Source organism: Pseudonocardia nigra (assembly GCF_019396355.1).
GTDB classification, from domain to species: Bacteria; Actinomycetota; Actinomycetes; order Mycobacteriales; family Pseudonocardiaceae; genus Pseudonocardia; species Pseudonocardia nigra.
In genome coordinates, this window is the sequence record NZ_JAHKRK010000169.1 from 1 (window position 1) to 17821 (window position 17821).

The window sequence follows — 17821 nt, forward strand, 5'->3', positions numbered from 1 at the left end:
CCCGGGGCGCCACCCGCCGACGCCGGCGTCCGCGCAGCTCGTCGACGACGTCCGCGGCCTGCTCGGGGCGGCTGCGGACGAGCTCCGCGCCGCGCAACGGACCGCCGAGGAGGCGGGCCCGCAGGAGCTGGCCGGCCATCGGGCGGCGCTCGAGGAGCTCGGCCGCCGTCTGGAGCAGATGCAGGGGCAGCTCGCGTGAGGCGGATCTTCGCGGTCGCGCTCGGGATCCTCACTGCCATCGGCGGGTTCGTCGACATCGGCGACCTGGTCGCCAACGCGCTCGTCGGGTCCCGGTTCGGGATGTCCCTGGCATGGGTGGTCGTCGTCGGTGTGATCGGGATCTGCCTGTTCGCCGAGATGGCCGGCCGGGTCACGGCGGTGACCGGTCGCCCGGTGTTCGACCTGGTGCGCGATCGGCTCGGCCCACGCGCGGGCCTGGTCAACCTGATCGCCTCGGTCCTGGTCACGTTCCTGACGATGGCCGCCGAGATCGGGGGTGTGGCGCTGGCGCTGCAGCTCGCCAGCGACGTCCACTACCTGCTGTGGGTGCCGCTGGTCGGGCTGTTCGTGGCGATCGTGCTGTGGCGCGCGTCGTTCTCGGTCATCGAGAACGCCTTCGGGCTGCTCGGCCTGACGCTGCTCGTGTTCGTCGTCGCGCTGTGGCAGCTGAGCCCGGACTGGGGCCAGCTGTGGCAGCAGGCGATCCACCCCGCCGTGCCGACCGGCGAGGGCACGCCCTCGTGGATCTACTACGCGATCGCCCTGCTCGGCGCGGCGATGACGCCCTACGAGGTGTTCTTCTTCTCCTCCGGCGGGGTCGAGGAGGGCTGGTCGGCCCGCGACATCGCCGCGGCGCGCCGCAACGTGTTCGTCGGCTTCCCGCTGGGTGGGCTGCTGTCGCTGGCGATCATGGCGTGCGCCACGGTGACGCTCGCGCCGGCGGGGATCGAGGTGGAACAGCTGAGCCAGCTGGCGATCCCCGTCGCGCTTGCCCTGGGCAAGCTCGGGCTGGCCGTGGTGATCATCGGGTTCTTCGCGGCGACGTTCGGCGCGGCGATGGAGACGTCGATGAGCTGGGTACGCCGTCGCTCAGTACTTCGGGTGGCGGTGGGGCAAGCGGGTGGCGCCGCGGCAGGCGGCCCGGTACTTCACGGTCTCGCTGGCTGCCGTGCTCGGCGGTGTGCTGCTCATGCTGACCGGGCTCGACCCGATCATGGTGACGGAGTACTCCATCGTGTTCGCCGCCGCGGCACTGCCGCTGACGTACTTCCCGATCCTCGTCGTCGCCAACGACCGCGAGGCCCTCGGCGACCGGGTCAACTCCCGGTTCACGAACGTGGTGGGGACCGGGTATCTCGCCCTGCTGCTCGTGGTGTCGGTGGTGACCATCCCGCTGATGATCGCGACCGGGGCCGGGCAGTAGGGAGGATGGGGCATGGACCGACCGAAGGTGCTCTACGCGGAGGCCGACCTGCTCGACCGGCAGCTCGTCGCGGCCGACGGCAGGCTGATCGGCAAGGTCGACGACCTCGAGCTGTCCGACGAACGCGACGGTCCGCCGCACGTGGTCGCGCTGCTCGTCGGGTCCGCCGCGCTCGGTCCGCGCCTCGGCCGTGGGCCGGCGCGCTGGCTCGCGGCGCTGGGTCGGCGCCGGGGAACCGCCGGGACGCCGATCGCGATCGGCTACGGCGACGTCACCGAGCTGAGCACGGCCGTGACGGTGCGGGAGGGGACGCCCGCCCCCGACCTCGCCGAACGCTGGTTGCGTGACCACATCATCGACCGGATCCCGGGGGCCCGCCGTGCGGATCGGTGACGTGCTCGAACGCCCCGTGGTCGACGCGGCCGGACGGCGGGTCGGCCGGGTCCGCGACGTCCGGCTGGTCTGCGACGGCCCGGTGTACGAGCCCTCCGGCGAGCCCGCGCCGCGCGTGGCCGGGCTCGTGGTCGGCAGGCCGTTCGGGGGCGACCGGCTGGGGTTCGGACGGACGGTCGACGCGCCGTGGCTGCTCGCGCGGTTGTTCGCCGCGCTCCGGCGCCGCCAGCACTACGTCGACTGGGCCGACGTGGCCGAGCTTGGCCCGCCGGTCGTCCTCTCCGTCACCGCCGACCGGCTGGAGCCGTTCGGCCCCGAGTTCGACGCCGGGACAGAGTGAAACCGGGTCGACGCCGGCTGATCCGCTCAGCCCGCGGTGAGCAGCGTGCGCGGATGGGCAAGCCGTTCGACCAGTTCCTCCGTGCTCACCGGCAGCACCGGCAGACCTGCGGCGAGCAGCAGGGGGTCCGCACCGGTGATGTGGAAGGCGATCTCGCCGTCCGCCGCCTCCCGGTGGGCCGCCAGCAACGCCGTGATCCCGGCGGAGTCGACGGCGGCGACGTCCTGCAGGTCGAGCACCACGTGCCGCCCCGGCCCGTCGTGCAGCCGGAACTTCAGGTGCTCCAGGAGTTGGGGTGCGGTCAGCGCCTCCAGCCGCCCCAGCGGGCGCACGATCCCGATTCCGGGCGCGGGGGAGTACGACCGGATCAGCAGGTACGCCTCACCAGGAGGGGTGGACTCGACCACGGGCGACCGTCCTCGACGTTGAGGGGCATTGCTCGACCAGAACTGGCGCGGAATGCAGTGTGCGACGAACAGATGCGCTGTTCAATGGCAGCTTGATGACCTGATCGGGGGACTCTGGCGACGGATGCGCCCGGTCGGGCGATACCCCTGCTGCGACGAAAGGACCTTGACGCGGTGTTCGACGGTTTCATGACGGATCGGGTGGACGTGGGTGACGCCGTACTCCGCGTCCGGTACGCGGGGCCCGGCGACCGCCCCGTCCTGCTGCTGCACGGCCATCCGCGCACCTCCGCCACGTGGCACCGGGTGGCGCCGCGGCTGCTCGCCGCCGGGCACACCGTCGTCTGCCCGGACCTGCGCGGGTACGGGGAGTCCTCGAAGCCGCCGACGACCCCGGACCACGCCCCGTACAGCAAGCGCGCGATGGCGTTGGACATGGTGGCGCTGATGCGCGGGCTCGGGCACGAGCGGTTCGCCGTGGCGGGCCACGACCGCGGCAGCTACGTCGCGTTCCGGCTGGCGATGGACCACCCGGGCGCGGTGGCGCGGCTCGCGGTGCTCGACAGCGTCCCGATCGCGGAGGCGCTGGCCCGCTGCACCGACCGGTTCGCGACGGAGTGGTGGCACTGGTTCTTCTTCGCGCAGCCGGACAAGCCCGAGCGGGCCATCCTCAGCGATCCCGACGCCTGGTACGGCGGCTCCCCGGACGGGATGGGCGCGGAGGCCTACGCGGAGTACCGCCGGGCGATCCACGACCCGGCCACGGTGCGAGCGATGCTCGAGGACTACCGCGCCGGGCTCGGGCTCGACCGCGCCCACGACGAGGCCGACCGGGCGGCGGCTCACCTGCCCCGTGCTCGTGCTGTGGTCCACGCGCGACGACATGGAGCGCCTCTACGGTGACCCGCTGACGGTCTGGCGGGCCTGGGCCGACGACGTGCGGGGACACGGCATCGAGTCCGGCCACCACATGGCCGAGGAGGCACCCGAGGACCTGGCCCGCGCGCTCGCCGGGTTCCTGCGGGAGCCGGGCGCGGGCTGAGCGCGGCAGGGCGGGGTCAGGCGGTGGCCCGCAACGCGAGGAGCGCCACGTCGTCGGTGGTGGGGGCGGCGGCCAGCAGCGTGTCGCACAGCTCGCCCAGGGGCAGGTGAGCGGCGTGGAAGGCGCGGGCGGCGAGCTCGTCGATGCTGTCGGCGAGGTCGGCGTCGCGGCGCTCCACGAGGCCGTCGGTGTAGAGCAGCAGGGTCGACCCGCGCGGCAGGCCGATCTCGCCCTGACCCCGTGGCGGCGCGTCGGTCCGGATGAGCGCGGCGCCCATGGCCCGGCCCATGAGCACTTGCGGGCCGGTGCCGGGCGTGACGAGCACCGGGGGCGGGTGGCCTGCGTTGGCCCAGTGCAACGTCCACCCGTCGTCGGTGCGGGTGAGCCGGCCGTGGATCAGCGTGGCGAACGCGGTGATGCCGAGCCGCGAATTGATCGCGTCGAGCCGGTCGAGCGCAGCCGCCGGACCGTCGCCGCGGTCCAGGGCGAGGCCGCGCAGCGTGGCGCGCAGCTGCGCCATCGCGGCGGCCGCGGTGATGTCGTGGCCGACGACGTCCCCGATCACCACGGCGAGCTGCCCGGGCCGCCGCTCGAACGCGTCGTACCAGTCGCCGCCGACCTCGTCGCGCCCCGCGGGCCGGTAGCGGGCGCAGATCTCCAGGCCCTCCACGGACGGCGGCTCGGTGAGCAGGCTGCGCTGCAGGACCAGCGCGGACTCCCGGGTGCGCTGGTAGGACAGCCCGTGCCCGAGCGCGATGCTCGCGTACCGGGCGATCTCACGCAGGACTCCCAACTCGTCGCTGCTCCACGGCCTGCGGCCGCCGAACACCCCGAACGTCACCACGGCCACCACCAGGCCGTCGACGACGACCGGGGCGAGCACGAGGTGGTGGAGCCCGTCGCGGATCGCCGCGTCGGCCCCGGTCGCGCGCGCCCAGGCCGGGGGCGCCGGGGGCGCGATGGGGTGGTCGAGCAGCTCGCCGCGGCGGATCGTCTCCGTGATCGGGTCGCCGTCGCCGTTCCACTGCAGGCCGAGCCGGATCTCGGGCAGCTGCAGCCTGCCCGGTGCGCCCGCCACCGCGATCCGGTCGGTGACCACCGGCAGCGGCGGGTCGACCCCCGGCGGAACCGGGTGCGCCAGCACGTTCACGGTGGACAGGTCGGCCAGTTCGGGCACGGCGACCCTGGCCAGCTCCTGGAGCTCGACGGCGGGGTCGAGGTTGCGGTTGAGCGTGGTGCTCGCCCTGGCGAGCAGCTCCTGGTGCCGGGCGCGGCGCTGCAGCTCGCGGTGGGCGTGCACCCGGTCGGTGACCTCCACCGCGACAATTAGCAGCCCCCGGTGGTCGTCGCCCCCGTCGCGCCCGATGGCGGAGTAGGAGAAGTCGAAGAACCGCTCCCGCGGTTCCGACTCGCCCGGCCAGACCAGGGTGAGCGCCGCATCGGTGGCCGCGAACGTCTCCCCGCTCGCCAGCACCTGGTCCATGAGCGCGAAGAACTCACCGGGCAGCGCCGGGAGCGCGACCCGCCCGGGCAGCTCGAGCGGGAGATCGCCGAACACCTGCCGGTAGGCCGCGTTGTGGTACTCGAGCACGTGCTGCGGGCCGCGGGTCACCGCGATCCCGGCGGGGGCGGCGTCGAACGCGTCGAGGAGGCGCTGCCTGCGGTCGGTGTCGCGGTGCACGGTCAGCTCGCTGACGACCGACTCGGCGAGCGCCTCCAGCGCCCGCCGGTCGGCGGCGCGCCACGGGTGGGCGTGCGTGTCGGTGACGCACAGCGCGCCGAGCAGCTGTCCGTCGGCGTCGCGCAGCGGGGCCCCGGCATAGGCGACGAACCCCAGCTCGCGGTGCGCGGGGTGGTCGGCGAAATCCGGGTCGTCGGCGGCGTCCTCGATGCAGATCGGCTTGCCGGCGGCGAGGGTGGTGGCCGGGCAGTACCCGAGCGCGATGGGCATCTCCCGCCGGAGGCTCCCGGCAACGTCCGTCCCGGCCAGCCCGACCAGGTGCTGGCGCCGGTCGTCGACGAGGACCACCATGCCGATCGGCGCGTCCATCACGGTGGCGGCCAGCTCGGCGAGCCGGTCCATGGCCGCCGACGCGGCACGTGCGACGGGCAGCACCGCGGCCAGCGCGGCCAGCCGCACCGGGTCGGACACGATCTCCCCGTGCATCCGCCCAGGCTAGAGCGCGGCGAGCGGATCGCAGCATCCCCGATCGAGGTCACATCGCCCGACGATTCGACGCCGTCGCCAGCAGGTTGAGGCAGGGGCGGGGTGGGGTACTGCGGAGTATGGTGATCGACCGGACGCTCCAGCTGATCCGTGACGGCTACCCGTGGGCTCCCCGGCTCCGCAGCGGGGCGGCGGCCGTTCCGATCCGGCTGATGGGTCGCCGCGCCGCGCTGGTCGGGGGCCCGGAGGGCGTCCGGCGCTTCTACGACCCGCGGCTGCGCCGGAAGGGGGCGTTCCCGCCGCCGATCAAGCTGGTGCTGTTCGGCCCGGGCACAGTGCACGGCCTGGACGACGCCGAGCACCACCACCGCAAGGCGCTCTACGTCGACCTGCTCACCCCGGACGCCGTCGCGGCACTCGGGGACCGCGCGGCGGACGAGTGGCGCTCGGCGTTGCGGCGGTGGGCCGGCCGGGACCGCGTGGTGCTGTTCGACGAGGCGGTTCAGGTGCTCGCCGCGTCCGTGCTCGGCTGGGGCGGGGTACCGGTGCCACAGGAGGAACTGCCGGAGTGGGCCCGCCGGCTCGCGGCCGTCGTCGACGGGTTCGCCACGCCGGGGCCCGAGTACCTCCGGGCCGCGCTGGCCCGCCGGCGGCTCGACCGATGGGCGGCCGACCTGGTGCGGCAGGTGCGCGCGGGGCGGCTGCGACCCGCTCCCGGCACCGCCCTGCACACCGCCGCCGGTGCGACCGGCCTCGACGGCCGGCCACTACCGCCACGCACCGCGGGCGTCGCGCTGCTCAACGTCCTGCGGCCCACCGTGGCGGTCGCCTGGTTCATCGCGTTCGCCGGCGTCGCGCTCCACGAGCACCCGGAGTGGCGCACTCGCATCGCGGGAGGCGACGACGCCGCGCTGGACGCGTTCTCCCAGGAGGTGCGCAGGCGCTACCCGTTCGTCCCGGTGCTCGCGGCGAAGGCACGCGCCGAGCAGGACGTCCTCGGCGTCCGGGTGCCGCGCGGCGGGCTCGTGGTGCTCGACGTGCACGGCACCGACCACGACCCGGAGCACTGGCCGGACCCCGACCGGTTCGACCCGCAGCGGTTCCTGACCGGCGACGTCGACCCCGACACGCTGGTGCCGCAGGGCGGCGGCGACGTCCGTACCGGGCACCGCTGCCCGGGCGAGGCGGTGGTGCTCACCATGATCGCCGAGGCGGTACGCGCGCTCGCCGGGCTGGAGCACACCCTGCCTCCGCAGGACCTCCGGGTGGACATGAGCCGGATGCCGACCCGGCCGCGCAGCGGCGTGGTCCTCGCGCTGCAGGAGCGGTGAGGGCCGCGGCCACCCCTGGAGGCCTCCGCCGGCGGTGAAGCCGCCAGCGCTGCTCCAGCGGGTGCACGCGCGGCACCTGCCGGGAGCGCCCGAGCCGAGCTCGACCGCATCCACGTCGGCCTGTTCGCCCGCCGTCCCGTCTCAACCCCCCGGATGCACATCCAAGCCGTGAAACCGCGGACGGGCACCGTCTGCTCTCGGCGATACCACTGCACGGCCGACGTCGTTCTCGTCATGCTCAGGCCCATGACCACGAGCTCGTTCACCGGCCCGATCGCCGAGTACTACGCGGAGTTCCGCCGGGGATATCCCCCTCCGGTCATCGACCGGCTGATGGCGGCCCTCGATCTGGACGACCGATCGCGCGTGCTCGATCTCGGCTGCGGTACCGGACAACTCACCGTTCCGCTCGCCGCGTGCACGCGGTCCGTGCTCGGCGTCGACATCGAGGCCGACATGCTCCGCCTCGCCCGCCGGGCGGGTCAGGACGCGGGCGCGGACAACATCACGTGGATGCTCGGCGCTGACAGCGATCTCGGCGCGCTCGCTCCGTGGGTGGGCGAGCATGTGCTCGACGCGGTCACCATCGGCCAGGCCCCGCACTGGATGGACCCGCCCCGCCTGTTCCGGGCGTTGCGCCGGCTCGTCCGCCCCGGTGGAGGTGTCGCCGTCATCACCAACGGCACCCCTCAGTGGCTGCAGGACGTGCCCTGGTCCCGGGCCCTGCGGCGGCACCTGGAAGCCTGGTTGGGCATCCAGCTCACCGCGCGGTGCGGCACGGACCCGAGCTCCCGGCGCGCGTACCGCGAGGCGCTCATCGCTGCCGGTTTCGACCAGATCATCGACGCCGCAGTGACCTACCGGGAGGACCTCACGTTCGCGCAGCTCGTCGGCAGCGTCTACTCCGCGATGCCCCTCGACCAGCTGCCCCAGCCCGACGAGCGCGAGGCCTTCGAGCAGCAGTTGCGCGACGCCCTCGGCGCATCCACCTTCGCCGAGCATGTGCCGGTGACCCTCCTCGTGGGAAGACGCGGCACGTAGCCTCGGCCCCCGACACGACCCCCGTCGGTGCATCGACGGAAAGTCGATCAGGTCGTCGATCACATCCGCCGCCTCGACAGGCTCCGTGCCTGCCCGTCCCCGCCGCGGACCGGAACCAGGGCCCGCCCGATCGGGGTCGCCGTGCCGCGGCGACCCCGAGGGCTTATCAGCATGTGACAACGTGTCTTCTCGCGCTGTGACCTGCGCGGCATCCTTCGCGGCACCCCTCCCGCCGACGAAGGAGTCGACCCGTGAAGGCCGTGCGCGTGCACAAGTACCACGCCGATCCGCAGATCGACGACATCCCCGAGCCGACGCTCAGGGGCCCGCTCGACGTCGTCGTGAAGGTCGGGGGAGCCGGCGTCTGCCGTACCGACCTGCACATCCTGGAGGGGCAGTGGGCCGAGGCGATGGGCCCCGAACTGCCCTACGTGATCGGGCACGAGAACGCGGGCTGGGTGGAGGAGGTCGGGGAGGGCGTCACCAACGTCGCCCCCGGTGACACCGTGATCCTGCACCCGCAGCCCAGCTGTGGCCTGTGCCGGGCGTGCCGCGCCGGCAAGGACATGCACTGCGTCAACGCGTTCTTCCCGGGGTTGTCGAACAACGACGGCGGGATGGCCGAGTATCTGCGCACGACCCCGCGGGCCTGCGTCAAGCTCGACCCGTCGACGAACCCGGCCGATGTCGCGGCGCTGGCGGATGCGGGCATCACGGCCTACCACGCCGTGCGCAAGGCGGTGCCGCTGCTGTGGCCGGGCACGACCGCGGTCGTCCAGGGCGCGGGCGGGCTGGGGCACATCGGGATCCAGTGCCTGGCGGCGCTGACCGCCACCCGGATCGTGGTCGTGGACCGCAACGCCGACGCGCTCGCGCTCGCTAAGGAGATCGGCGCCGACGACACGGTCCTCGCCGACGGCGGCCACGTCGACGCCGTGAAGGACCTCACCGGGGGTGAGGGCGCGCAGGTCGTGTTCGACTTCGTGGCCGAGCAGGGCGCGGAGAACGACGCATGGCAGATGACGGCGGCCGACGGGCACCAGTTCGTCATCGGCTACGGCGGGCAGTTCAGCGCGCCGACGCTGGATTTCGTGGCGAACGAGAAGAACGTGATCGGCAACATCGTCGGCACGTACAACGAGCTCGCCGAGCTCATGGTCCTCGCCGAGGCCGGCAAGGTCACGCTGCACACCAAGCAGTACCCGCTGGACGCCGCGCTGGATGCGTTGCACGACCTCGACGCCGGCCGGGTCCGCGGCCGGGCGATCCTCGTGCCCTGAGCCGCTTTTCCTTCCCGAACCGCAGTTCCCACCACGGTCAAGGAGGACCGCGATGTATTCCAAGGACGGCGAGAACTACTTCATCGTCGACAGCCACATCCACTTCTGGGACGGCGGTCCGGCGAACCAGCGCAACCGCTACGGCGAGGGTTTCACGAACTGTTTCTACGACTACCACCGCAACCTCTCGCCCGAGGAGTACGTGTGGTCGGCGGAGAAGTTCGGCAACTACTCCGAACAGGACCTGATGACGAACCTGTTCGAGGAGGGGTACGTCGACAAGGCCATCTTCCAGCCGACGTATCTCACCGACTTCTACGTCAACGGGTTCAACACCACCGAGCGCAACGGCGCGCTGGCCGAGAAGCACCCGGACAAGCTGATCGTCAACGGGTCGTTCGACCCCCGCGACGGCGAGGGCGGGCTGGAGAAGCTCGAGCAGCTGCACGCGCGGTGGAACCTCAAGGGCGTGAAGCTCTACACCGCGGAGTGGAAGGGCGAGTCGAAGGGCTGGAAGCTGTCGGACCCGTGGGCGTACCGGTACCTGGAGAAGGTCCAGGAGCTGGGCATCCGCAACGTCCACGTGCACAAGGGCCCGACCATCTACCCGCTCAACCGGGACGCGTTCGACGTGGCCGATGTCGACGACGCCGCCACGGCGTTCCCGGAGCTGCGGTTCATCATCGAGCACGTCGGGCTGCCGCGGTTGGAGGACTTCTGCTGGATCGCCACGCAGGAGCCCAACGTTTACGGCGGGCTCGCCGTGGCGATGCCGTTCATCCACTCCCGGCCGCGCTACTTCGCGCAGATCATCGGCGAGCTGCTGTACTGGCTCGACGACAACCGGCTCACGTTCGCGAGCGACTACGCGATCTGGCACCCGAAGTGGCTGATCGAGAAGTTCGTCGACTTCCAGATCCCCGAGGACATGCAGGCCGAGTACGGCGTGCTCACCCCCGACATCAAGAAGAAGATCCTCGGGCTGAACGCGGCGCGGCTCTACGACCTCGAGGTGCCCGCCGGCTGTGGCCTGTCGGCGCCCGCCGAGCCGGTGGCGGGCGAGACCGTCGGCGCGGGGCCCGTCCCCGTGGCGGGGGAGTGACGGCGGGCGCTCCGGAACGCACCGACCTGGCGCCCGCCGTGCGGCGGGCGCTGGGCACGGTGCGCGACCCGGAGCTCGACGAGTCGATCACGGACCTGAAGTTCGTGCAGGAGTGCGCGGTGGCGGGGGACGAGGTGTCAGTCGTGCTGCGCCTGCCCACGTACTTCTGCGCCCCGAACTTCGCCTACCTGATGGTCGCCGACGCGGCCGACGCGGTTCGGGCGGTGCCGGGCGTGCGGGCCGCCCGGGTCACGCTGGCCGACCACTTCGCCTCCGACGAGATCAACGCGGGGGTCGCGGCGGGCGACGGGTTCTCCGCGTCCTTCCCCGGGCTCGCCGAGGAGGACGCGGTCGACCTGGCCGACCTGCGGGCGACGTTCCAGCGCAAGGCCCACGCCGCGGCGCAGGAGCTGGTGGCCGACGGACTGCTGCGGGCCGGGCGGACGCTCGACGACCTGCTCGCGACCACGCTCGCCCAGGTGCCCGAGACACCCGCGCTGGAGCGGTTGCGCCGCCGCCGCGCCGACCTGGGGCTGCCCGCCGGGCCGTCGGCACCGCTGCTGCTCGACGCCGACGGCACTCCGATGCGGGCCGAGGGACTGCCGCTTAAGCTGCGGCTCGCGCGCACCACCCGGGTGAGCATCGAGGGCAACGGGATCTTCTGCCGAGGTCTGCTCGCCACGCGGTACGGCGCGGCGGCGTCATGACCTCTCCGATACGGCAGGTGTCTCCGGGGTCGCGATGCGTCATGGTGGTGGGGTGACCCTGGAGCAGTCCGCCGGCGAGACGGCGGACCCGCAACCCGCCCGGCCGACCGGCATCCTGCAGTCGGTCGGCCGGGCGCTGCTGGTGCTCGAGACGGTGGCCGAGTACCGCGACGGCGTGTCGGCCAAGGAGGTGGCGCAGCGGCTCGGCCTGACCCTGCCCACCACCTACCACCTGCTCAGCACGCTGATCGACAACGGCTACGTCGTGCACCTGCACCGGGAACGCCGCTACGGGCTGGGTTACCGGGTCCGGCTGCTGGACCAGGCGCTGCACCGCCAGCTCGCGGTGCCCGCCGACGTGGCGGTCGTGGTGCGGGCACTGCACGAGCGGGCCGACGCCGCCGCGTACTACGCGGTCTACCGCAACGACGAGATCGTGCTGGCCCACGTCGAGGACTCCGCGCGCCGCCCGCGGATCCAGCTGCTCGACGTCGGGTTCCACCGCGCGGCGCACGCCACCGCGTTCGGCAAGGTCATGCTCGCCGCGATGGAACCCGCGGTGCGCGCCCAGTACCTCGCCGAGACCGGGCTGCCCCCGATCACCCCGCAGACCATCACCGACGCCGACGTGCTCGAGTCCCAGCTCGCCCACACCCGCGAGGTCTCGATCGCGATGGAGCTGGAGGAGTTCCACAGCGGCATCGCCTGCCTCGCCTCACCGGTCCGCGCCGCCGGCGGGGTCGTGGCCGCGGCCGTCGCCATCTCGCTGCCCGCCGCGGAGTTCCTCACCCGCCGCTGGGACGTCGAACGGGCGGTGCGGCAGAGCGCCACCACGCTCAGCCGGACCCTCCAGGGGCGGCCCACCCGCGGGTGATCGTCACGAGGTTGCGGTTCTCGTGGTGGTGAGTGCGCGGGTGGGATCTCGCGGCGATCGTGCGGGAGGTGATCGCTGCGAGGTGGTTGTTTTCGCGGTGGTGGGTGCCCTGGTGCGGATCTCGTCGCGATCGCCCGGGCCCGGAGCCCATCCTCGCCGCGCGATCCGCGCGCCCGTGATCGCTGCGAGATGGCGGTTGTCGCTGTGGGAAGTGCGCTGGTGCGGATCTCACGGTGATCATGGGCGAGGTGATCGTCGCGAGATGGCGGTCATCGCTGTGGGGAGTGCGCCGGTGCGGATCTCGCGGTGACCGCCGGGGCTCCGGGTCCCCCGCCGCGGTCCGGGGGCGGGTGATCGCTGCGAGATGGCGGTTGTCGCTGTGGGAAGTACGCTGGTGCGGATCTCGCGGTGACCACGGGCGGGGTGATCGCCGCGAGGTGGCCGTCTTTGCGGTGGTGGGTGCGTTGGTGCGGATCTCGCGGCGATCAGCGACGACGCCTTCAGCCGCCCGGCCGGACGACGCCGGGGACGGCGGCGATGTGCCCGAGCAGGCCGAGCCTGCTCACCGTCAGGCCGAGCGGCGCGAGCGCGGCCCCGACCTCGGTCTCGACCCGGTGCGCGAGCGTGAGGAGCAGGACCGAGGGACTGGTCGGCGGCGGGTGGGTGCGGTCGTCGTCAGCCACCGGCCCAGTCTCGCCGAGGCCGGCTACAGGCCCAGCACCGCGGGGTCGTCGGCGAGCTCACGCAGCCGTCCCGCGGGGTCGGCGACGAGCCTGCGGGCCGCCGCGTCCAGCAGACCCATCCGGCAGCTGATCTCCGCGACGACCACCCCGTCGTCGCGCATGAGGGTGTGCGCGATCTCGAACGACTTCCCCTCGCCGAACGTGAGCCGCGAGTCGACGTCCACGTGGTCGCGGTGGCGCAGCTCGCGCAGGAAGCGCACGTGCGTCTCGAGCAGGACGATGCCGACGCCCGCGGTCGCCAGGCGGTCCATCGTGCAACCGGCGGCGCTGAAGTGCTCGGTGCGCGCGTGTTCGCCGTACCGGTGGTAGTACGCGTGGTTGAGGTGGCCGTTCGCGTCGACCTCGTAGCTGCGCACGCCCACGTGCACCGAGAAGTGATCGCCCATGGGGGCAGGATGGCATCTCGTGCGCCAGCGCACGGGTCTTGACTTCCTCCCACCGGCGACCGACGCTGCAAATGCTCTTCTAGAGCCGGATTCGCCCCTGGCGACCTACGGGGCGATCTCGGCGGTGGCCGCGGTCGCCGGGGCGGTCGCCGGGATCGTCGACCCCCGGTTGCAGGGCACGGCGTGGGGATTGTTCTCGTTCCTGGTCAAGGCGATGGCGGTGGTCGTGCTCCTCGTGGTGCCGCACGTCGTCGCCGCCACGAGCTGGCAGGCCTGGCTGGGCGTCACCGTGGTGTGCATGGCGTTGTTCGGGGTGGCGATCTGCTTCTTCGGCGGGCCGTGGCGCCGGCCTGCGGCCGCCGCGGAGGAGCCCGCGACGGCCGCCGGTGTCAGGACGTGACGGCCGGGACGCGGCCGATCGCGGCGAGCGACTCCACCACGAAGTAGATGCCGCGGAAGAACTGCAGGACGTCGCCGCGCTGCAGCGCGATCTTCCGGTACATCACCAGCCGGCCGGCGTCGGCGCCGGAGAGCAACTCCGTCCACACGTCGTGCGGGGCGGAGAGCACGTAATGGGCCGCGGCGGCCTCCTCCTGCCCGGCGATCGCGGCTCGGGTGCACCGGCCGCCGTCCCACTCGAGCAGCAGGTGGGCCGGCCCGGTGCCACCGTCCGGCGCCGGCAGGTCGGTGTCGACGAGGGCCCATGACGCGTCGTAGCCGGCGCGGGCGTCGTCGATCCACTCCCAGTACGTGGGCAGCTTGGTTGCGCGCAGCTCGTCGCTCGGCCCGCGGTCCGCCGCGACGCGCGCGGCCTCGGCCCACTCCGGGCCGAAGAACACGGGAAGGTCGGTGGTCGTGGTCATCATCAGCCTCCGGCCAGCTCGGGCTCGATCCGTTCGATGCGTTCGCGGATGTCGGGCGGCAGGTCGATGCCGACGTCGGAGAGCTTCATCGACAACTGTCGGATCATCAGCCTGCGCACCTCCTCCGGGGTCCAGCCCAGTGCCTCCAGGGCCAGCCGTCGGCTGACCGCGCCGTTCATCGACAGGATCGTGCGCAGCGTGTCGTGGATCTCGCGCAGCAGCACGGGTTCGGCCTGCACGGCGTCGCGCAGGAACCGCATGCCGCCCTGCACGTGGCGCGCCTCGTCCCGGCAGGTGGCGGTGAAGCCCGTGTAGTAGCCCGGCAGCAGTCCGCGGGTACGGCAGTAGGTGAGGGTGATCTTCATGACCGACAGGGCGAGCACGCCCTCGATCCAGAGGAAGTACGTGGTGCCGTAGCGAACGCGGGCCGCGGCGTTCTCGGGGTCGCGACGCAGCTCGTCGGCCTGGTAGGCCAGCAGTCCGAACGGCCCGACGAAGGTCTCGGAGATGTAAGGGAAGGACGCGTCGAGCACGTCCTGCAGATCGTCGCCGGGCAGGCCGACGACCTCGCGGTAGAAGCGGTCGAAGAAGATGGTGTGCCGCGCCTCGTCCTCGATCTGGCTCGACATGTAGATCTTGGATTCCTCGCTGCCGCCGAGCATGAACACCGGCAGCTCCACCTCGACCTGGCGCTCCCCGTGGTGGAAGCCCGAGGAGATGGCGACGAACGCCTCCCGCTCCTCCTCGGTCATCCGGGTGCGCCAGTCCACGAGGTCCTGGGCGAAGTCGAGCTCGTAGACGTCCCAGCGCTGCCGGAGGTAGCGCCGGTAGAGGTCGAGGTAGCCGGGCAGCCGTTTGAGGTCGGCGTGCACGTAGTCGAGGACGTCGTCGATGTCGACGTCGCGGATCTGCGCCAGGGTGGACTCTTCCACCGCGTCCCGGCTCGTGGTCATCGCCGACCTCCCCCTGCTCTAGAATCACGTTCACTCTAGGGGGTCCAGTGGCGCTCGTTACCGCCGAGATCGGACCACTGTCACGTGCGGGCGGGCCGGGCCTCCCGCAGCAGCTCCTCGTCGTCGGCCAGCAGCTCGCGGGCGAGCCGGTGCAGGGCGCCGGCGAGCTCGGGGTGCTCGTCGGGCGACCAGCCGGCGAGCAGCTCGGCCAGCCCGTCGCGGCGGGCCGCGGTGAGCCGGTCGACGGCGGCGCGGCCCGCGGCGGTGAGCGCGACCCGCTCCCCGGGGACCGTGACGAACCCGGCGGCCGCGAGCTCGGCCAGCGGCGCCGCGAGCTCGCGGTCCGCCGCACGCAGCCGCGTGTGCAACCCGTCGAGGGTGTCTCGGGCGTCCGGTCCAGCCGGTAGAGCAGCCAGCAGGCGCACGGCCCAGGTCGACGCCGGCGCGCGCCGCCAGCCGCCGGTAGAGTTCCGCCCGGTTCTCCCGGCGGGCCAGCAGGAACAGCTTGCGCTCGACCTCCTGCACCGACGTCCGCTGCCCGGGTGCGCCGAACGTCTCGCCCGGGTCGTTGGCCCGGGTCGTCGCGTGCAGCGGCACCTCGGGGAGCAGCCAGGTCAGCGCGAAGGCGAGCAGCGCGAACGGCACCGCGACGAGGAACACCGTCTGCAGCGACGCCGCGTAGGCCTCGACGTAGCCCGCCCGCACGTCCGGGGGCAGGGCGGCGACGGCGCCGGGGTCGGTGCCCGCCTCGGCGAGCCCCGGCGGGAGCTGCGGGCCGAGGAACCGGCGCAGGTTGCCCGAGAGCACCCCGGAGAACACCGCCCCGAACACCGCCACCCCGAAGCTGCCGCCGATCTGGCGGAAGAACAGGGCGCCGGACGTGGCCGCGCCGAGGTCGGCGTAGCCCACGGCGTTCTGCACGGCGATCATCAGCACCTGCATCACCGCCCCGAGGCCGACGCCGAGCACGAACATCGCCACCGACGTCTCCACGGCGCCGCTGGTGGCGTCCATCCGCGACAGCAGGACGAGCCCCACCGCCGTGACCGCCGTGCCCACGACGGGGAACACCTTGTACCGGCCCCAGCATGAGATCAGCTGTCCCGTCCCTATCGAGGTCAGCAACAGCCCGAGCATCATCGGCAGCATCCGCAACCCGGCCACCGTGGGACTCGACCCCTGGACGACCTGCAGGAACAGCGGCAGATAGGTGATCGCGCCGAACATGGCGAAGCCGATCACGAACCCGACCGCCGACGCCGCGGCGAACACCCGGTTGCGCAGCAGCGGCAGCGGCAGCACCGGTTCGGCCGCGCGCCGCTCGGCGAACAGGAACGCCACCACGAGGACGATGCCGGCCGCGGCGAGGGCGAGGCTCGCGGGTGAGGTCCACGGCAGGGTCGTGCCGGCGAACGAGGTGAACAGCACCAGCACCGTCGCGGCGGCGGCGACGAGCACCGTGCCGAGGTAGTCGATGCGGTGGTGCACGCGGCGGGTGTCGCGCGGCAGCGCCGCGGCGGCCACGAGCAGGGCGAGCGCCCCCACGGGCAGGTTGACGTAGAAGACCCAGCGCCAGGACAGCTGGTCGACGAAGAACCCGCCGAGCAGCGGCCCCGCCACACTGCTCACGCCGAACACGGCTCCGAACACGCCCTGGTAGCGGCCGCGCTCGCGGGGCGGGACGACGTCGCCGACCAGCGCCTGCGCCGTCACCATCAGCCCGCCGCCGCCGAGGCCCTGCACGGCCCGGAACAGCACCAGCTCGAGCATGGAGCCGCTCAGGCCCGACAGCACGGAGCCGAGCAGGAAGATCGTGATCGCGGCCAGGAAGAACGGCCTGCGGCCGTAGAGGTCGCCGAGCTTGCCCCACAGCGGCGTGGACGCCGTCGCCGCGAGCAGGTATGCGGTGACCACCCAGGACAGATGCGAGCCGCCGCCCAGCTCGCCCACGATCGTCGGCAGCGCGGTGGCGACGATCGTCTGGTCGAGCGAGGCGAGCAGCATGCCCAGCAGCAGCGAGCCGATGATCACCCAGATGCGGCCGCGGCCGACCGCGCCGCTCGGCGCATCGGCGGCGTGGACGTCGGACATGGAGGTCTCCCCGGGGCGCGGTGGTCCCCGGGGGACTTCCCGGCGACGGCGTCGATCACCCGGAGGGGCGCGAACCCGATCGCGCGAACGCCCGCTGCCCCCGTCAGGAAAGCCACGTTCCTGTCGCTGAACGTCAGGAACGTGGCGTTCCGGACACTCGGGCGGGCGCTCCGACGGCCAGCGCCGCCCGGTCGCGCTCGACCTCCGCCCGGTACTCCGCCACCTCGCGGGCCTGCCGTTCGGCGTCCCAACCCAGCAGCGGCGCCACCAGCGCGGCGACGGCCGGGGCGGCCGCGGTGCCCCCGTCGGGCCGCTCGATCGCCAGGTGGGTGCGGCGGGTGAGGACGTCGGACAGGGTCGCCGCGCCCTCGTGCGTGACGGCGTGGCGGAACTCCGCGGGCAGGTGGCCGTCGGCGCCGGGCAGCGGGCGGCCCAGTGCCGGGTCGGCCGCGATCGGCGCGAGCACGGCCGGGACCTCGTCGCCGTAGCGGTGCAGCATCCGCCGCACGTGCTCCTCGGGCACGCCGTGCTCGGCCGCGAGGCGCGGCACCCGGTTGCCGACCGCGCGCCAGCCCGCGGCGCCGACGAGCGGTACGTCCGCGGTGGGGGAGGCCGGCAGCCCCTCACCCAGCGCGCGCCCGACGGCGTCGACGGCGTTGGGGGGCATCCGCCGGTAGG

The 17821-nt window shown here is 73.1% G+C and carries 21 protein-coding genes and 1 pseudogene; 14 read left to right on the forward strand and 8 right to left on the reverse strand.

Features of this window, described 5'->3' with window-relative positions:
• The 5 genes and pseudogenes from KME75_RS30090 to KME75_RS30105 form a co-directional block, all read left to right on the forward strand.
• On the forward strand, positions 1-199 hold a 199-nt coding region (locus KME75_RS30090), incomplete at its 5' end, for a hypothetical protein (protein WP_219418283.1).
• Positions 196-1014, forward strand: a pseudogene (locus tag KME75_RS43880) (Nramp family divalent metal transporter); the annotation flags it as partial. The gene KME75_RS30090 and the pseudogene KME75_RS43880, both read left to right, overlap by 4 nt.
• A 106-nt stretch (positions 1015-1120) precedes the next feature.
• Positions 1121-1423, forward strand: coding sequence for a divalent metal cation transporter (locus KME75_RS43885; protein ID WP_246633126.1), 303 nt, complete (start codon positions 1121-1123; stop codon positions 1421-1423).
• A gap of 12 nt (positions 1424-1435) precedes the next feature.
• Entirely contained in the window at positions 1436-1816 is a 381-nt protein-coding gene (locus KME75_RS30100; RefSeq protein ID WP_219418284.1) for a hypothetical protein, read from the forward strand.
• A 1-nt stretch (position 1817) separates the two neighbouring features.
• A complete protein-coding gene (locus KME75_RS30105) occupies positions 1818-2156 on the forward strand; it encodes a hypothetical protein (protein ID WP_219418285.1) in 339 nt (112 codons plus the stop codon).
• A gap of 26 nt (positions 2157-2182) precedes the next feature.
• On the opposite strand, the gene KME75_RS30110 is transcribed toward KME75_RS30105, so the two are convergent.
• On the reverse strand, positions 2183-2563 hold the full coding sequence (locus KME75_RS30110; protein ID WP_219418286.1) for an STAS domain-containing protein: 381 nt from the start codon (positions 2561-2563) through the stop codon (positions 2183-2185).
• 189 nt (positions 2564-2752) lie between these two features.
• On the opposite strand from KME75_RS30110, the gene KME75_RS30115 reads away from it, so the two are divergent.
• Together KME75_RS30115 and KME75_RS46205 are read left to right on the forward strand one after the other, a co-directional pair.
• Entirely contained in the window at positions 2753-3466 is a 714-nt protein-coding gene (locus tag KME75_RS30115) for an alpha/beta hydrolase (protein ID WP_308283231.1), read from the forward strand.
• The gene (locus KME75_RS46205) at positions 3447-3605 is read left to right on the forward strand and encodes a hypothetical protein (RefSeq protein WP_308283232.1); all 159 of its coding nucleotides are present in this window, start codon (positions 3447-3449) and stop codon (positions 3603-3605) included. The genes KME75_RS30115 and KME75_RS46205 overlap by 20 nt, the downstream gene beginning before the upstream one ends.
• Before the next feature lie 16 nt (positions 3606-3621).
• Here the strand turns inward: KME75_RS46205 and KME75_RS30120 are convergent, their stop codons facing one another.
• Entirely contained in the window at positions 3622-5772 is a 2151-nt protein-coding gene (locus tag KME75_RS30120; protein ID WP_219418287.1) for a SpoIIE family protein phosphatase, read from the reverse strand.
• 122 nt (positions 5773-5894) lie between these two features.
• Between KME75_RS30120 and KME75_RS30125 the strand changes: the two genes are divergently transcribed.
• From KME75_RS30125 to KME75_RS30150, 6 genes are all read left to right on the forward strand, one after another.
• The gene (locus KME75_RS30125) at positions 5895-7103 is read left to right on the forward strand and encodes a cytochrome P450 (RefSeq protein WP_219418288.1); all 1209 of its coding nucleotides are present in this window, start codon (positions 5895-5897) and stop codon (positions 7101-7103) included.
• 246 nt (positions 7104-7349) lie between these two features.
• Positions 7350-8144, forward strand: a complete 795-nt coding sequence (locus KME75_RS30130) for a class I SAM-dependent methyltransferase (RefSeq protein ID WP_219418290.1) — start codon at positions 7350-7352, stop codon at positions 8142-8144.
• A gap of 251 nt (positions 8145-8395) precedes the next feature.
• Complete coding sequence (locus tag KME75_RS30135) at positions 8396-9424, forward strand: NAD(P)-dependent alcohol dehydrogenase (protein WP_219418291.1); 1029 nt, start codon at positions 8396-8398, stop codon at positions 9422-9424.
• A gap of 52 nt (positions 9425-9476) precedes the next feature.
• A complete protein-coding gene (locus tag KME75_RS30140; protein ID WP_219418292.1) occupies positions 9477-10526 on the forward strand; it encodes an amidohydrolase family protein in 1050 nt (349 codons plus the stop codon).
• The gene (locus KME75_RS30145; RefSeq protein WP_219418294.1) at positions 10523-11233 is read left to right on the forward strand and encodes an iron-sulfur cluster assembly protein; all 711 of its coding nucleotides are present in this window, start codon (positions 10523-10525) and stop codon (positions 11231-11233) included. The genes KME75_RS30140 and KME75_RS30145 overlap by 4 nt, the downstream gene beginning before the upstream one ends.
• 52 nt (positions 11234-11285) lie before the next feature.
• Positions 11286-12107 (forward strand): IclR family transcriptional regulator, encoded by an 822-nt coding sequence (locus tag KME75_RS30150; RefSeq protein WP_308283233.1) that lies wholly within the window; start codon positions 11286-11288, stop codon positions 12105-12107.
• Between the two features lie 500 nt (positions 12108-12607).
• Here the strand turns inward: KME75_RS30150 and KME75_RS30155 are convergent, their stop codons facing one another.
• Together KME75_RS30155 and KME75_RS30160 are read right to left on the reverse strand one after the other, a co-directional pair.
• On the reverse strand, positions 12608-12790 hold the full coding sequence (locus tag KME75_RS30155) for a hypothetical protein (RefSeq protein ID WP_219418298.1): 183 nt from the start codon (positions 12788-12790) through the stop codon (positions 12608-12610).
• A gap of 23 nt (positions 12791-12813) precedes the next feature.
• Complete coding sequence (locus KME75_RS30160) at positions 12814-13236, reverse strand: acyl-CoA thioesterase (RefSeq protein WP_219418299.1); 423 nt, start codon at positions 13234-13236, stop codon at positions 12814-12816.
• Between the two features lie 19 nt (positions 13237-13255).
• Between KME75_RS30160 and KME75_RS30165 the strand changes: the two genes are divergently transcribed.
• On the forward strand, positions 13256-13636 hold the full coding sequence (locus KME75_RS30165; protein WP_219418300.1) for a hypothetical protein: 381 nt from the start codon (positions 13256-13258) through the stop codon (positions 13634-13636).
• Here KME75_RS30165 and KME75_RS30170 read toward each other — a convergent pair.
• The 4 genes from KME75_RS30170 to KME75_RS30185 form a co-directional block, all read right to left on the reverse strand.
• Complete coding sequence (locus KME75_RS30170; RefSeq protein ID WP_219418301.1) at positions 13626-14102, reverse strand: hypothetical protein; 477 nt, start codon at positions 14100-14102, stop codon at positions 13626-13628. The two genes, KME75_RS30165 and KME75_RS30170, sit on opposite strands and share 11 nt — an antisense overlap.
• Positions 14102-15052 (reverse strand): ferritin family protein, encoded by a 951-nt coding sequence (locus KME75_RS30175; protein ID WP_219418302.1) that lies wholly within the window; start codon positions 15050-15052, stop codon positions 14102-14104. The genes KME75_RS30170 and KME75_RS30175 overlap by 1 nt, the downstream gene beginning before the upstream one ends.
• A gap of 57 nt (positions 15053-15109) precedes the next feature.
• Positions 15110-17143: an MDR family MFS transporter gene (locus KME75_RS30180; protein ID WP_219418303.1), complete on the reverse strand. Its 2034-nt coding sequence runs from the start codon at positions 17141-17143 to the stop codon at positions 15110-15112.
• 133 nt (positions 17144-17276) lie between these two features.
• A partial coding sequence (locus KME75_RS30185; protein WP_281424749.1) for a glycerol-3-phosphate dehydrogenase C-terminal domain-containing protein occupies positions 17277-17821 on the reverse strand: 545 nt, incomplete at its 5' end.

What these genes read in the sequence shown, in the direction of transcription:
- KME75_RS30120 (WP_219418287.1), bottom strand. Translation starts at nt 5,772, where the DNA reads ATGCACGGGGAGATCGTGTCCGACCCGGTGCGGCTGGCCGCGCTGGCC.
- KME75_RS30100 (WP_219418284.1), top strand. Translation starts at nt 1,436, where the DNA reads ATGGACCGACCGAAGGTGCTCTACGCGGAGGCCGACCTGCTCGACCGG.
- KME75_RS46205 (WP_308283232.1), top strand. Translation starts at nt 3,447, where the DNA reads ATGGAGCGCCTCTACGGTGACCCGCTGACGGTCTGGCGGGCCTGGGCC.
- KME75_RS30160 (WP_219418299.1), bottom strand. Translation starts at nt 13,236, where the DNA reads ATGGGCGATCACTTCTCGGTGCACGTGGGCGTGCGCAGCTACGAGGTC.
- KME75_RS30130 (WP_219418290.1), top strand. Translation starts at nt 7,350, where the DNA reads ATGACCACGAGCTCGTTCACCGGCCCGATCGCCGAGTACTACGCGGAG.
- KME75_RS30170 (WP_219418301.1), bottom strand. Translation starts at nt 14,102, where the DNA reads ATGATGACCACGACCACCGACCTTCCCGTGTTCTTCGGCCCGGAGTGG.
- KME75_RS30140 (WP_219418292.1), top strand. Translation starts at nt 9,477, where the DNA reads ATGTATTCCAAGGACGGCGAGAACTACTTCATCGTCGACAGCCACATC.
- KME75_RS30115 (WP_308283231.1), top strand. Translation starts at nt 2,753, where the DNA reads ATGACGGATCGGGTGGACGTGGGTGACGCCGTACTCCGCGTCCGGTAC.
- KME75_RS30175 (WP_219418302.1), bottom strand. Translation starts at nt 15,052, where the DNA reads ATGACCACGAGCCGGGACGCGGTGGAAGAGTCCACCCTGGCGCAGATC.
- KME75_RS30180 (WP_219418303.1), bottom strand. Translation starts at nt 17,143, where the DNA reads ATGTCCGACGTCCACGCCGCCGATGCGCCGAGCGGCGCGGTCGGCCGC.